Origin of the sequence: Methanobrevibacter millerae, from assembly GCF_900103415.1 — an archaeon.
Taxonomy (GTDB): Archaea; Methanobacteriota; Methanobacteria; order Methanobacteriales; family Methanobacteriaceae; genus Methanocatella; species Methanocatella millerae.
Window position 1 is genome coordinate 1 of record NZ_FMXB01000001.1, and the last position, 14,485, is coordinate 14,485.

15 protein-coding genes and 2 tRNA genes are annotated in these 14,485 nt (G+C 38.7%); 10 read left to right on the top strand and 7 right to left on the bottom strand.

Going from position 1 to position 14,485, the window contains the following annotated elements; translation table 11 throughout:
* Together F3G70_RS00005 and F3G70_RS00010 are read right to left on the bottom strand one after the other, a co-directional pair.
* The coding region (locus F3G70_RS00005; protein ID WP_149730664.1) for a hypothetical protein at positions 1 to 429 on the bottom strand (429 nt) is incomplete at its 3' end.
* A 13-nt stretch (positions 430 to 442) separates the two neighbouring features.
* Entirely contained in the window at positions 443 to 967 is a 525-nt protein-coding gene (locus F3G70_RS00010) for a hypothetical protein (protein WP_149730665.1), read from the bottom strand.
* A gap of 885 nt (positions 968 to 1,852) precedes the next feature.
* On the opposite strand from F3G70_RS00010, the gene F3G70_RS00015 reads away from it, so the two are divergent.
* The 7 genes from F3G70_RS00015 to F3G70_RS00045 all read left to right on the top strand — a co-directional run bounded on the left by F3G70_RS00015 (position 1,853) and on the right by F3G70_RS00045 (position 7,119).
* The gene (locus tag F3G70_RS00015) at positions 1,853 to 2,278 is read left to right on the top strand and encodes a 30S ribosomal protein S12 (RefSeq protein ID WP_149730666.1); all 426 of its coding nucleotides are present in this window, start codon (positions 1,853 to 1,855) and stop codon (positions 2,276 to 2,278) included.
* A gap of 14 nt (positions 2,279 to 2,292) precedes the next feature.
* The gene (locus F3G70_RS00020; RefSeq protein ID WP_149730667.1) at positions 2,293 to 2,853 is read left to right on the top strand and encodes a 30S ribosomal protein S7; all 561 of its coding nucleotides are present in this window, start codon (positions 2,293 to 2,295) and stop codon (positions 2,851 to 2,853) included.
* Between the two features lie 25 nt (positions 2,854 to 2,878).
* On the top strand, positions 2,879 to 5,077 hold the full coding sequence (locus tag F3G70_RS00025; protein ID WP_149730668.1) for an elongation factor EF-2: 2,199 nt from the start codon (positions 2,879 to 2,881) through the stop codon (positions 5,075 to 5,077).
* Positions 5,078 to 5,229: 152 nt separating this feature from the next.
* Positions 5,230 to 6,471 carry a translation elongation factor EF-1 subunit alpha gene (tuf, locus tag F3G70_RS00030; RefSeq protein WP_149730669.1) on the top strand — a complete coding sequence of 414 codons (1,242 nt, stop codon included), beginning with the start codon at positions 5,230 to 5,232 and terminating at the stop codon, positions 6,469 to 6,471.
* A gap of 73 nt (positions 6,472 to 6,544) precedes the next feature.
* Positions 6,545 to 6,853, top strand: coding sequence for a 30S ribosomal protein S10 (gene rpsJ / locus F3G70_RS00035; RefSeq protein WP_149730670.1), 309 nt, complete (start codon positions 6,545 to 6,547; stop codon positions 6,851 to 6,853).
* 46 nt (positions 6,854 to 6,899) lie between these two features.
* A tRNA-Ser gene (locus F3G70_RS00040) sits at positions 6,900 to 6,982 on the top strand.
* Positions 6,983 to 7,036: 54 nt separating this feature from the next.
* A tRNA-Ser gene (locus F3G70_RS00045) sits at positions 7,037 to 7,119 on the top strand.
* On the opposite strand, the gene cobK is transcribed toward F3G70_RS00045, so the two are convergent.
* Genes cobK through F3G70_RS00060 form a run of 3 tightly spaced genes read right to left on the bottom strand, consistent with a single transcriptional unit; the run spans position 7,101 to position 10,727 of the window.
* The gene (gene cobK, locus F3G70_RS00050; protein ID WP_149730671.1) at positions 7,101 to 7,898 is read right to left on the bottom strand and encodes a precorrin-6A reductase; all 798 of its coding nucleotides are present in this window, start codon (positions 7,896 to 7,898) and stop codon (positions 7,101 to 7,103) included. The two genes, F3G70_RS00045 and cobK, sit on opposite strands and share 19 nt — an antisense overlap.
* Positions 7,895 to 10,333 (bottom strand): calcium-translocating P-type ATPase, PMCA-type, encoded by a 2,439-nt coding sequence (locus F3G70_RS00055; RefSeq protein ID WP_149730672.1) that lies wholly within the window; start codon positions 10,331 to 10,333, stop codon positions 7,895 to 7,897. The genes cobK and F3G70_RS00055 overlap by 4 nt, the downstream gene beginning before the upstream one ends.
* Position 10,334: 1 nt before the next feature.
* On the bottom strand, positions 10,335 to 10,727 hold the full coding sequence (locus F3G70_RS00060; protein WP_149730673.1) for a UPF0146 family protein: 393 nt from the start codon (positions 10,725 to 10,727) through the stop codon (positions 10,335 to 10,337).
* A gap of 68 nt (positions 10,728 to 10,795) precedes the next feature.
* On the opposite strand from F3G70_RS00060, the gene rimI reads away from it, so the two are divergent.
* Positions 10,796 to 11,239, top strand: coding sequence for a ribosomal protein S18-alanine N-acetyltransferase (rimI, locus tag F3G70_RS00065; RefSeq protein WP_149730883.1), 444 nt, complete (start codon positions 10,796 to 10,798; stop codon positions 11,237 to 11,239).
* Here rimI and F3G70_RS00070 read toward each other — a convergent pair.
* Positions 11,220 to 11,747: a zinc ribbon domain-containing protein gene (locus tag F3G70_RS00070; RefSeq protein ID WP_149730674.1), complete on the bottom strand. Its 528-nt coding sequence runs from the start codon at positions 11,745 to 11,747 to the stop codon at positions 11,220 to 11,222. The two genes, rimI and F3G70_RS00070, sit on opposite strands and share 20 nt — an antisense overlap.
* A 60-nt stretch (positions 11,748 to 11,807) precedes the next feature.
* Between F3G70_RS00070 and F3G70_RS00075 the strand changes: the two genes are divergently transcribed.
* Entirely contained in the window at positions 11,808 to 12,755 is a 948-nt protein-coding gene (locus tag F3G70_RS00075; RefSeq protein ID WP_149730675.1) for a hypothetical protein, read from the top strand.
* Positions 12,756 to 12,838: 83 nt separating this feature from the next.
* Complete coding sequence (gene prf1 / locus F3G70_RS00080) at positions 12,839 to 14,083, top strand: peptide chain release factor aRF-1 (RefSeq protein WP_149730676.1); 1,245 nt, start codon at positions 12,839 to 12,841, stop codon at positions 14,081 to 14,083.
* Between the two features lie 9 nt (positions 14,084 to 14,092).
* Here prf1 and F3G70_RS00085 read toward each other — a convergent pair whose 3' ends face one another.
* The gene (locus F3G70_RS00085; RefSeq protein WP_149730677.1) at positions 14,093 to 14,290 is read right to left on the bottom strand and encodes a hypothetical protein; all 198 of its coding nucleotides are present in this window, start codon (positions 14,288 to 14,290) and stop codon (positions 14,093 to 14,095) included.
* Positions 14,291 to 14,485: the final 195 nt, after the last annotated feature.

Consider the following 14,485-nt stretch of genomic DNA (forward strand, 5'->3'; position numbering starts at 1 on the left):
GTATTCACAAAAGTTTTTAATGAGAATGTCTTCAAGAATGTCTCCAAGATTATCAATGACCAGGCAATCGGACAGAAATATCGGTGAAATTGTGATGAATGAAGCTTCCCCATTGATTAATGGGATTTTCTCTAAAAATTCTACCTTGTCGAGTTCAAGCTTGCAGTTGTTGAAGTAGATGCTTTCTCCCATAACAAATGCTGAAACAAGGCTTCTAAGAAATATTTCATCGACACTGGATACGATAACGCTGATGGCTTTTCTTTCAATCCTGAATGCGGAAAAGGTATAGAACTTGAAGTCTTCGAATTTGGTGCCGTTGAACAGGTCATTTACCTTCCTGTAAAAGAGGTATGAGAGATAATCGTCATAATCATGCTGCAGGTTCTTATTCTCATATCCCTTGAAATAAATCTTTACGCGAGACAAGTGAATACCTCTCTTATCTGATGCGGGTATGGTTGATTACTCCCATTTTGGACCAGTAGACTTCATAGACTCCCGGATCCATGTGGCCTCCGCTTGTTGAAACTACGCTTCTGTAAATCGGATTTCCCTCTGAGTCGACCTTGTCGGTTAGAAAATCATGCTGATAATCTTCATATTCTGAAGCGGATGATCCCATTTTTGAGCCCAGCAAATCAATGATTGAAAAATCAGAAAACGAAGTCTTGTCTTGGCTATCATCAGTTGAAACCTTGCCGGTTGATTTGCCATTGCCCGAAGAGTAGTCGACCGAAACATCATCGCTTCTTGTAATCTCCCTTTCCAAAACGCCGCTTTCCGAAATGGAAGGGCTGTTCTTTTCTAAAAAATCTACAGTAAAGCTTTTCTCAGCGTCAGCGCCGTTTGCAACATCACTGACGACCGTATGAACGTGACCTAAAAAAGTGCCCAGTGAACCGAAAATCACTGTACCAATAATTAAAATCATTAAACATGAAATAATAATATCCTTCAAATCCATTAACACACAACCTTTCAATGGACTTCCATTTGAGTCATTATATTATTGGAAGCGCTAACGACTCCCAATGTAGCTTCTAAAGCTACTAACACTATTAAAAATCGATTTTCCTATCATAATTACTCCCTCATTAAAAAAATAATTAACAATTAAATATTCATTTAAAACTCTTATAATTTACCCCATTTTTTGATGATTAAAGGTTAATGTTTAACCGTTTATCTCATTAACAGCAATCCCTATTCAGGATAGCTTATATTATATATTCTCTCATAATATATATAGTTATACATTTCAATCAATTTTTCAAAAAATTATAATCAGTCAATATCCAATTGAAAATTTATTTATCGGACTGTTTTATAATTTAATAAATAAATGAACGATTTTAATTCATAACATCGTTATAATATGTGTGTTCAAGAAAACAAATATGAAATCTGGAAAATTTCTAGAAAAGCCCCGGAAAAAATGGATAAAAATTTTCAGTGGCTCTGGACTCTTCAGTTTTCAGGTAATGGTTGAGGACTGTTTTTATTAGTTAAATCACTTTGATAAAATAAATAATTCCAAATCAAATTTTGAAACATTCAAATAAAACTCATGCAAATGCCACTAAAAACCATACCTTTATAAAGGTTAAAACATATATTTTAATCTAAGATATCTATATTTATTCGAACATTGACTATGTGTGCTTTTTGTCGATGTTTAATTTTAATCTCAGGATATCTATTATTTTAGATAAAACTCATCAGTTATCTAAATTAATCATTATTACTAATTTATATCTGTGAATTTAGATTGTACTATGTAAATATGGTATAAATCGCAGCGGTGGATTCTCAGATATGTTTTTTGACAAAATGTTTAGAGGAAAATAATATGCCAGGACTTTTTGCTGCAAAAAAACTTAAAAGAAACAGACAAAATTTTAAGTGGAAAGATGTAGATTACAAAAGGAGAGCTTTAAGGTTGGACGTTAAGGCTGACCCTCTCGAAGGAGCTCCTCAGGCTAGAGGAATCGTTATCGAGAAAGTGGGTATTGAAGCAAAGCAACCTAACTCTGCTATTCGTAAATGTGTACGTGTTCAATTGATTAAAAACGGTAAACAATTAACTGCTTTCGCCCCAGGTGACGGAGCTATCGGATTTATCGATGAGCACGATGAAGTTATGATTGAAGGAATTGGAGGACCATCCGGAAGATCCATGGGTGATATTCCTGGAGTCCGTTGGAAAGTATCCAAAGTAAACAATGTAGCTTTATCTGAAATGGTAAGTGGAAAAATAGAAAAACCTGTAAGATAAGGATGGTAATTTTTATGAGTAAGTTATTTGATAAATGGGATCTCGATGAAGTAAAAGTTGAGGACTTAGGTTTAGTTAAATACATCTGTTTGGATGAAACTCTCGTACCTCACACTTCAGGCAGACACGTAAGAAGACAATTCGCAAAATCAAAAGTATCCATTGTTGAAAGATTAATTAACAAGGTTATGAGAACCCACCTCAACTCAGGTAAGAAAAATAAAGCTTATAACATTGTAAAAGAAGCATTGGAAATCATCAACAAAAGGACTAAAAAGAACCCAGTTCAGGTTTTAGTCACCGCAGTCGAAAACACTGCACCTCGTGAAGAAACCACCCGTATCAAATACGGTGGTATCGGTTACCAGGTTGCCGTTGACATTTCCCCTCAAAGAAGAGTTGACTTATCCTTAGGATTTTTAACAAGAGGTACTTTACAGTCATCATTCAAAAACAAAAGATCTGTTGCTGAATGTTTAGCTGATGAATTAATACTTGCTTCTGAAGAAGATTCAAGAAGCTTTGCTTTACAAAAAGCTGAAGAGAAAGAAAGAGTTGCTAAAGCAGCACATTAATCTTATTAATACTTAGGTGGTTATTTTGAGTAGAAGAGACAAAATGATTGCAAAAATCAAGGAATTGATGTACGAACCTGATCAAATCAGAAATATTGGTATCTGTGCTCACATCGATCACGGTAAAACCACTTTATCTGATAACCTTTTAGCAGGTGCCGGAATGATTTCCGAAGACCTTGCAGGTGACCAGAGATTCTTGGATTTTGATGAACAAGAACAAGCTCGTGGTATCACTATCGACGCAGCTAACGTATCCATGGTACACGATTACAAAGATGAAGAATACTTAATCAACTTAATCGATACTCCAGGACACGTCGACTTCGGTGGAGACGTTACCCGTGCAATGAGAGCTGTAGACGGTGCAGTAGTTGTTGTTTGTGCTGTAGAAGGTATCATGCCTCAAACCGAAACTGTATTCAGACAGGCTCTAAAAGAAAACGTAAAACCTGTTTTATTCATCAACAAAGTTGACAGATTAATCAACGAATTGAAATTACAGCCTGATGAATTGCAGAACAGATTCATCAAAATCTTCATGGAAGCCAATAAACTCATCAAGAACATGGCTCCTGAAGACAAAAAAGAAGAATGGGCACTCGATTTCACTAACGGTAGTGTAGCTTTCGGTTCAGCATACCACAACTGGGCTATCAATGTTCCAACCATGCAGGAAACCGGAATCAACTTCAACGACATTATCGAACACTGTAACAATGAAAACGAAAAGGAATTAGCTCAAAAAGTACCTTTATCCGACGTACTGTTAGGTATGGTAGTTGAACACTTGCCTTCCCCTAAGGAAGCTCAAGTCTACAGGGTTCCTAACATCTGGGACGGAGACATCGAATCCCCAGCTGGAAAAGGTATGGTGGAAACCTCTCCTGACGGACCTTTAGCTGTTATGGTTACCAATGTATCCGTAGACAAGCACGCAGGTGAAATCGCAACCGGTAGGGTTTACGGCGGAGCTATCGAAAAAGGTACTGAAGTCTACATGGTCGGTTCCCACGGAAAATCCAGAGTACAGCAAGTAGGTGTATACTTCGGTCCTGAAAGGGTTAATACCGATAAGGTTCCTGCAGGAAACATCGTATACATTGCAGGTGCAAAAGGCGCAATCGCAGGTGAAACCCTCTGTTCTCCTGAAGACAAAATCAAAGAGTTTGAAGGATTGGAACACATCTCCGAACCTGTAGTTACCGTAGCTGTAGAAGCTAAAAATACCAAGGACTTGCCAAAACTCATTGAAGTATTAAGACAAGTCGGTAAGGAAGACCCAACAGTTAAAATCGATATTAACGAAGAAACCGGTGAACACTTAGTATCCGGTATGGGAGAACTCCACTTGGAAGTTATCGGTTACAGAATCGGTGAAAAAGGTGTGGACATTACCACTTCCGAACCTATCGTAGTTTACAGGGAAACCGTAAGGAAACTCTCTCCTCAAGTTGAAGGTAAATCCCCTAACAAGCACAACAGATTCTACCTCACAGTTGAACCTATTGAACCAAGCCTTTATGAAGCTATTCAGGAAGGTAAAATCAAAGAAGGAAGAGTCAAAGGTAAAGAATCTGCAAATGACTTTATTGAAGCCGGTTTAGAAAAAGAAGAAGCCAGAAGAGTTTGGGCTGTTCACAACAGAAGCATCTTCCTCAACATGACCAGAGGTATCCAGTACCTGGACGAAGTTAAGGAATTATTGCTTGAAGGATTCGAATCAACCCTTGAAAGCGGTCCTTTAGGTGAAGAAATCTCCATGGGATTAAAATTCAAGCTCAACGACGCAAAACTTCACGAAGACGCAATCCACAGAGGACCTGCACAAGTATTGCCTGCTATCAGAAACGCAATCTTAGGTGCAATGACTCTTGCAGAACCTGCTTTACTTGAACCTATGCAGAAAGTAGTTATCGACACTCCTAACGATTACATGGGAGCATGTACCCGTGAAATCCAAAACAGAAGAGGTCAAATCGTAGACATGGGTCAGGAAGGAGATATGGCAAGAATCGAATCCAAGGTTCCTGTAGCTGAAATGTTCGGTTTCGCCGGAGACATCAGATCCGCAGCTGAAGGTAGATGTTTATGGTCTACTGAAATCGCAGGATTCGAACCGCTCCCACGTGAAATGCAGGCTCAAATTGTCCGTGAAATCAGGCAAAGAAAAGGCTTGTCTGCTGAACCGTTCCCAACCAGTCACTACTTAGGTGACATATAAGTTTAAAAATTAAATTTTTTAATTTTTTATATTTTTATCAAAAAATCATGGAAAAAACATTATCTATTTATATGTTAAAATATAAATTAAATTTAAGCTAACATTTAAGCTTACTAATGTTTGTTAATAATATATTTAAATGAGGTATTATAATGGCAAAAGAAAAAGAACATCTTAACTTAGCATTTATTGGACACGTTGACCACGGAAAATCCACTTTAGTTGGACACTTATTATTAAAAGCTGGTGCAATCGCTGAACAACAATTAGATGACGGAGAAAACAAATTCAGATTTGTTATGGACAAATTAGGAGAAGAAAGGGAAAGAGGAGTAACTATCGACTTAGCTCACCAAAAATTCTCCACCAAAAAATACGACTACACTGTTGTAGACTGTCCTGGACACAGAGACTTCGTTAAAAACATGATCACCGGTGCTTCCCAAGCAGACGCTGGTGTTTTAGTTGTTGCTGCAGACGACGGTGTCATGCCACAAACTAAAGAACACGTGTTCTTATCAAAAACTTTAGGTATCAACCAATTAATCGTAGCTATTAACAAAATCGATTTAGTAGACTACAGCGAAGACAAATACAACGAATTAAAAGAAGAAGTTTCAAACTTAATCAAAACTGTCGGTTTCAACCCTGCTACCGTACCTTTCATCCCATTATCTGCATTTGAAGGGGACAACATTAAAGAAGCAAGTCCTAACACTTCCTGGTACAAAGGTGACAGCTTAATTGACGCATTAGACAAATTAACTCCACCTGAAAAACCAACCGACTTACCTTTAAGAATTCCTATTCAAGACGTCTACTCCATTACTGGTGTAGGTACCGTACCTGTAGGAAGAGTCGAAACCGGTGTAATGAAAAAAGGAGAAAACGTTATCTTCCAACCTGCTGGAGCTTCCGGAGAAGTAAAATCTATCGAAATGCACCACGAACAATTTGAAGAAGCTGAACCTGGTGACAACATCGGATTCAACGTAAGAGGTGTAGGTAAAAACGATATCAGAAGAGGAGACGTAGCAGGACACACTGACGCTTCCCCTACCGTAGCAAGAGAATTCAAAGCACAAATTGTTGTTTTACAACACCCAGGTGTTATCACCGTTGGATACACTCCTGTATTCCACTGTCACACTTCACAAGTAGCATGTACTTTCTTAGAATTAATGCAAAAATTAAACCCTGCTACCGGTGCTGTTGACCAAGAAAACCCTGACTTCTTAAAAACTGGTGACGCAGCTATTGTTAAAATCAAACCTACTAAACCAATGTGTCTCGAAAACGCAAAAGAAATCCCACAAATGGGTAGATTCGCTATCAGAGACATGGGTCAAACTGTTGCAGCTGGTTTATGTTTAGAAATTACTGAAAAACAATAAGTTTGTAGAAAATCTTGTTTAAGTTTTTTAACTTAAACTTCCTTTTCTTTTTTTGTATTTTGGAGGATAATTAATGAATCAAGCAAGAATTAAGCTTACAGGAACTGATCCGGAAAAATTACAATATGTTTGTGATCAACTCAAAAACATTGCTGAAAGAACTGGTGTTGATTTATCCGGTCCTATCCCACTGCCTACTAAAAAATTAGTAGTCCCTACAAGAAAATCACCAGATGGTGAAGGAAAAGCATCTTGGGAAAAATGGGAATTAAGGATTCACAAACGTTTAGTCGGTATCGGAGCTGACGAACGTGCAATGAGACAAGTAATGAAGGTCAACGTTCCTGATAACGTAAGTATCGAAATAGAACTTAAAGGATAGATATTGAGATTCAATTCTCTAACCATATCCTTGTTATTTTCATAAAGCCGAGGTAGTCTAGTCTGGTAAGGCGCGGGACTTGAAATCCCGTGGAGTTTCTCCTCCTGAGTTCAAATCTCAGTCTCGGCGTTCATTTATTTTATTTTTAAAAAAAGTTATTTCTAGTTTTTACATTGCATTTGTGCCGAGGTAGTCTAGTCTGGTAAGGCGCGGGACTTGAAATCCCGTGGAGTTTCTCCTCCTGAGTTCAAATCTCAGTCTCGGCGTTTATTTTAATTTTTTCATCAAATTCTTCCAAATCACTGACAATATCTTCTTTTTTCACTTCTTTAATGACCGGCCGCATAATCATTATGAGAGATATATCCTTAATGTTTGCCGCATCGATTTTTTCAATGACTCCACCTATCTCGCCGCTTTCCTTTGTTATCATGACACTTGCGTCGTACCTTTCGATTAAATCGATGTTTTCCTCAAGGCTGGCGGCACCTTTCATGGGGATGATATGCTCCGGAGGAATTCCTAAGTTATTGCACTTTTCAATTGACTTTTCAACCTTTAAGATTCTCGGATAGAAATTGTCGATTGAAACGTTTTTAAGCACGTCCTCCATGGTGTTTGCCCCCGCAAAATGAAGTACGTTTCCATCAGGGAACTTTTCTGAAATTATTTTGCCAGCATCCTCGAATGATTCGGCAAAAATAATGTGTGAAGTGTCAATATCATCAAAGCTTAGTGCAGGCCTTTCAAAGCGGATGTATGGGATATCACAGATTTCAGCAACGCTTGCGCTCGTCGGGGTGATGTGTTCTGCAAAGGGGTGGGTTGCATCTATCAATAAATCAAAATCGGAATTGTTTATAATGCCGATTATCTCATCTTTTAAAAGCGGCCTTGATATGGTATCGTCGCTTCCGGCTTCCAATGCAAGCCTGGATCCGTATTCGGTCGTTGTCGTAGTCAGTATGTATGTGTCGTAATTGCTTTTTAAATGCTTTATTAAATCCGTCGAGTCCTTTGTTCCGCCAAGAAGTAATATTTTCATTTTATCACTCGGTTCAATACTTTTTCTGATATGATAATCGTAAACGCAACTATTATAATCAATACCCAGTCAATCAAATCAATGGATGTTGTCCTGAATATCATCTGAAGCTGCGGAATGTAAATAATGAGGACCTGCAATATCAGGGAGATGGCAATTCCGGCATAAAGGTATCTGCTTGAAGCGTCTGAGTCGGCCTTGCAGTTCAGGGCATTGAAAAGCTGATAGATTACAAATACCGTAAATGCAACTGTCATCGCCTTTGCCTGATTTGAAACGCTTAACTGATAGCAGTAAAGGGATATTGTTCCGATAGCCATTACCAAACCCAATACTAAAATTCTGCTTATGGTTTTTCTATTTAAGATATCTCCGTTTTCAGGTTTTCTTTTCATGATGTCCTTTTCGGCCCCTTCCATTCCCAGAGTCTGTGCAGGGGGCCCGTCCATCACTATATTAATCCATAATAATTGAACCGGACTGAATGGAATCGGCAGGTTCAATAATGATGTTCCGATAATCGTAATGATTGCACCGACGTTCGTTGACACCTGGAACTTGACGAATCTCTTTATGTTATCATAGATTTTCCTTCCTTCCTCAATCGCCTTGACAATCGTTGCGAAGTTGTTGTCCTGAATGATCATGTCCGATGCTTCATGGGCAACGTCGGTTCCGTTACCCATTGCAACTCCAATTGAAGCCTTTTTAAGGGCTGGGGCGTCATTGACTCCGTCACCGGTCATTGAAACGATGTGGCCTTTGGCCTTGAGGGTTTCCACAATCCTTACCTTCTGTGACGGCCTTACTCGGGCATAAACGTCAATGTCTTCAACGACCTTAAAGTATTCATCATCGTTCAGTTCGTCCAGCTGTGCTCCGGTGATTACTTTACCGTCGGTTAATATCTCAAGGTCCCTGGCTATTGCCCTTGCGGTCTTTTCATGGTCTCCGGTTATCATCACTACTTTAATTCCGGCGTTCTTGCAGTCTTTCACTGCTTTTTTGGCACTCTTTTTAGGAGGATCCATCATTCCGAGAAGTCCTGTGAAAATCAAATCTGTCTCATCGTCATTTTCATCTTTTTGCTTGTATGCAAAGCCGATTGTTCTCAATGCATTGCCGGCCATTTCGCCAACCTTTTTGGATACTGTTTCCTTGATTTCAGGTGTGATAATTTTAATAGTTCCATTATCATCTATGTATTTGCATTTATCTAGAATTATTTCTGGAGCACCTTTCGAATATATCGTATTGTTTTCATCGCCTAGTGTATATTCAACGCTCATCATTTTACGATTGCTGTTGAAAGCTATTTCGTTAACCTTGACATAATCGCTCAGGTCCCTTGATTCGTCATGAAAATGCTTCAGTATTGCCCCGTCGGTCGGATCGCCTATTGTTTCGCCGTTATTAATTACTGCATTGTTGCACAGAACTCCAATTAATGAGGTCATTTCCTCATTGAAAAGGAATGTCTCTGTTACGGTCATCCTGTTTTCGGTTAGGGTTCCGGTCTTGTCGCTGCAGATGACGCTGCATGAACCGAGGGTTTCAACCGAAAGAAGCCTTTTTACGATTGCGTTAGATTTGGACATTTCCTGCATTCCCAAAGCCAATGTCAACGTCAGCACGGCCGGAAGGCCTTCGGGAACAGCCGCAACCGCAAGGGAAACCGCTGTCATGAAGGTTTCGACAATTGGAATTCCCTGTGAAAGCTCCAGAATAAAAACGAATATACATACAACGATGGATATTGCAGATATAGTCTTTCCGAGCTTTGCAACCTTTCTTTGGAGTGGCGTGTCCTCGCTTTCCTCCTGTATTGCTGCTGCAATCTCTCCGATTGAGGTTTTCATGCCTATTTTTGAGACGACGCCCACAGCGTTTCCGCTTATGATGTTTGAGTCCATATAGACTTCATCTTCCACCATTTTTTCAACCGCTTCAGACTCTCCGGTGAGATATGATTCGTCAACGTTTAAATCGTTTGATTCAATCAGCATCAAATCTGCCGGAGCCTTGTCTCCTTCCTCTAAAATCACGATATCTCCGACGGTCAGGTATTTTGAATCTATTTTCCTGACTTTGGAGTCCCTTTTGACGATGGCTTCTCGAGTAATTAATGTCTTTAACGTTTCAACGGCCTTCTGGGAACGGTATTCCTGAATGAATCCCAAAATGGCGTTAAGTATGATTGCAATTAGAATGACGATTGAATCGAGGACGTCTCCGACGATGAATGCCGCAACGGAGGCTACAAACAAAAGTCCGATTAACACGTCGATAAACTGCTCTAAAAATAATACAACGGGACTTTTGGGCTTTTTTTCTATAAGCTCGTTAAAGCCGTACTTCTCAAGTCTTGTTTTTGCTTCACTTTCTGTCAATCCGTTCTTAGATGTTTCGTATTTGGATAATATGTCACTTGTCAATTTATACACCTAATTCAAAAAAGCTGGCCTTTTTGTAATTTTTTAATTTTAATTTCACTCTTTTAGTATTTATATCTTCATTAAACAATGGCTTTATTATAAGTTTCGCATTGACTTTTAATGCCAGATTGACGATGTATGGCTGAAGTTCGCCCGGAGGCCTGACAGAATAGATGATATCCAAATCCTTGTAAAGATTCAGGTCAGGGTCGGTGACGTCATCTTTGATTACGCTTGAATCTGCAGGCGAGATGTCTGTCTTTATTATTTCGATGTTTTCATGAGCGTTTAAATAATCATAGACAAAAGAGTATTTGCCAACTCCAATTTCAGCTATTCTTGTCGGGTTCTTGTCTGACTGCGTCAGGATATATTCGGCGAAACTTTCCCACATTAATATCACTACATTAGTCTTTGTTTTTGAAAATATTTAAATAATTTTTTGCCTAAATTAATGATATGATGATAATTCGTGAATTCACGCCTACCGATTTGAAAAGGGTTTATGAAATAGAAAACATGTCCTTTGACCAGTCTTATGGAATAAACATGTTCAAAAGCCTCTATGATATGGGAACGGGCTTTCTGGTAGCCGAAGTTGACGGATACGTCATCGGTTATATTCTTTTTTGGATAAAGTATCAAAATCAGGGCCACATAATCTCTCTTGCGGTGGACAAGAACTACAGGAGAATGCGGGCCGGAACCAGATTATTGTCTAAAGCCATTCAGGTTCTTATGCTTTTCAATGTCGCAAACATCTACCTGGAAGTAAATGAGAAAAACTGCGGAGCCTATGAATTCTACAAAAGCTTTAACTTTAAGGTTGACAGGATAGTTCCAAGCTATTACGCTTCAGGAGACGGCGCCATCGTGATGTATCTTCCTATAGGCGCAGGTTTGTGAGGTTTTCAAGACCCGTCATCTGGGTGTACTGCATCAATGTATCTGTTGTTATCGCTCCGGTCAGTATGAAAATCAGTATCAGAATCAGATAGAATATGAATATTCCAAGCTGGATTCTTCCGTGCCTTTTTGCAACCGGATCCCTTCTCGTTATCAGATAGATTGCTATGATTAGCCCGATGAGTCCTCCTAAAATGGAGAAGATATAGCCGAGCACTATCAAAATCCTGCTTGTATGTGGAACGTCAGCGTCTATAGGCTCGTTTGCGATGCTTCTTTTGATGATTACTGGATTTATGGAGTCTCCTTCACCTTGCATGTTGTAAATGCGCAATAATGGAGTGCCGCATTTGACGCAGTAATCGGCTTCGTCAGGATTTGGAAAATTGCATAATGGACAAACGTTTCCAGCATTTTCGATTTTGGAAAACTCATACCCGCATTTGATACAAAATCCGTACTGATCATCGCCCGTCGTGTGGCATTGAGGACATCTTCTAACTACCATAATAATCACTTAAAATATTGTTTATTAATTTATATAAAATTATTGATATACTTATAATTAATGATTGAAAGACTGGAAATTACGCAGAGGTTCAATTTCAAAAAATCAAACAAGCACTACGAGTGCTTCATCATTGATTTGGTAAACGGGAACGCTTATTTCAACATCAGCGAAATGATTTATCCCGACCAGTACTTTGAAGGGAATTTATCCACTGAGGATTCTTTTGCGTTGATTTTAAATGACTTGAAATCTCGGGTGACAAGCAGGATATTCCATCTGGATGAGAAGTCCCGTGAAGGCTTTAAAAACGATTTTATGGAATTGGATTTGTTCAATGATTTTGAAGGGGAAAGCTTCAGGTATTTCGAAAAGCTTGAAAACGTCTATTCCTGTAACGTTAACGTCTATTATTCGGATAAGTATGAGGAATGCTGTATTAAAAACGATTTTCCCTTAAGATGGCTTGAGTTCAGTGATTTGCTGATTAGGATGTTTAATTTTGACGTTTTAAATGTGGGGCATCTTGAAAATATCGTGACCGGTCTCTTTTTTGATGTGCGAAAGGATGGAATCTATCGGGAGGATAAGTTAGAGCTGATGGTCCTTGAATTCGGCCATTACGAGTCAGATACTTTACCTCATTCCAATTTTATCATTGATTTCAATGCTGGAAATATTTCAGGGTATCTTGAGAAGGAAAATATCGATTCTGAGTTGATTTTAAGCCTTTTATCCGAATATGATGTTTATCAATGGATTTTTAAAGACTATCACAAAAAGTCCGAAAAGCATGATTCAGTGGTTCTGGACGGCTATGACTGGTATCTGGAACTGATATTTGAGGATTCGGTAATATGGAATCTAAGTTGCCATAATGAGTATCCGGACAGCTATCCCGCACTGGCATCTAAAATCAGGGAGATGACATCCTTTGATTTGCTTGAACTCGAATCGATTCCCGAAGATGAAATTGAATTATTCAATAATTATGCAAAAAAGAGCTGAAAGCCCCTAATTTTAATTAATTATTTATATCTGTAATGATATAATTTTATATATTATATTAATTTTATCATTGAGTGATTATTATGTCTGATGTATCATCAAAAGAATTATATGAATTTAAAAAAACGTTAAAGGAATTATCACAAAAAAGGGGAAGAGGTACGGAACTTGTTTCAGTTTATATCCCTCCGGACAAGCAATTAAGTGATGTGGGAAAGCACATGAGGGATGAACTCGGACAGAGTGCCAACATCAAGAGTAAGACCACCAAGAAAAACGTTCAGTCAGCAATTGAGGTTATTCTGCAGAGCATTCGTTTATACAAGAAGCCTCCTGAACACGGTCTTGTACTGTTTGTGGGCATGATTCCGAAAGGCGGTCCGGGTACCGAAAAGATGGAAAAGTACATCATCGAGCCACCTGAGCCTGTAGTTACCTACTGGTACAAGTGTAACAATGAATTTTTCCTTGAACCTCTCGAATACATGATTGAGGAAAGGGATACCTACGGACTGGCGGTAGTTGACAGAAAGGAAGCTACGATTGCCACTTTGAAGGGCAAAAAAATCACTATTGTCGGTCATTTGACAAGTGGTGTTCCGGGAAAGCACAAGGCTGGGGGACAATCTCAGAGAAGGTTTGACCGTGTTATTGAAGATGAGGCCAGGGAATTTTTAAAGCGTATCGCAAGGCGCATTAACGATGAGTTTTTACCGTTGAAGGACGATTTGAAGGCTGTCGTTATCGGAGGTCCTGGATTTACCAAAACCGATTTGGTTGAAGCCGACTATATCCAGTATGAAATCAAGGACAAAATCATTGCAACCGTGGACACTTCATACACCGGAGAGTTCGGTATCCGTGAAGTGATCAATAAATCAACCGATTTGTTAAATGAGCTTGACGTTATCCATGAAAAGGAAGTCATTCAGAAGTTTTTAGGCGAGCTTCGAAAGGATGATGGTCTTTATTCCTATGGTGAAAATGAAGTAAGAAACAATCTCGTTATCGGTGCCGTTGACACCCTGCTTTTATCAGAGGATTTGGATTCAATGAGAAAGACCTTCCAGTGTCCAAGCTGTGGCTTTGAAAAGGGAATCACGGTTAAAAAGCAGTCCGAAGCTGATGCCATAGAAGAGAGATGTCCTAACTGCAACGAATTGATAAAAGAAGTTGATTCAGAGCTTCTGGTGGACGAGTTTGTGGAGTTGGCTGAAGATATGAATACCTCAGTAGAGTTCATTTCAACCGAAACCGAAGAGGGAATGCAGCTTTACCGTGCATTCGGTGGTATCGGCGCAATCCTTAGGTATTACGTTGGACACTAAGGATTTTAATTATTTTTTTCTGTTTAGGGGCTTATAGCCTTCTTCCATTCTTATCATGTCAATCAGCCTGAAGAAGGTTTGCCTTTCTATATGAATTTCCTCGTTGAGCTCCATGTAGAGTGAATGGAGAGTCCTGTCTTTTTTCAAATAGTCTTTTTTCAGTTTTTCATACCTGCTTCTTTTTATTTTTTTATGGGTCGGATACATGCTTCCACCCCCTTTTGTTGTTTTTTATAGTCGGACATATACTTCCAGCCATTTTTGTTCAGCTTTTTTCAAATATGTTGTCAATTGTTTTATTTTTAAGTAAAAATTATTAATTATTTTGAATAATATTTAATTTTTTATGATTTTGTATATAAAATATCATTTTTTACTAAATTTTGTAGATTAATATATTGA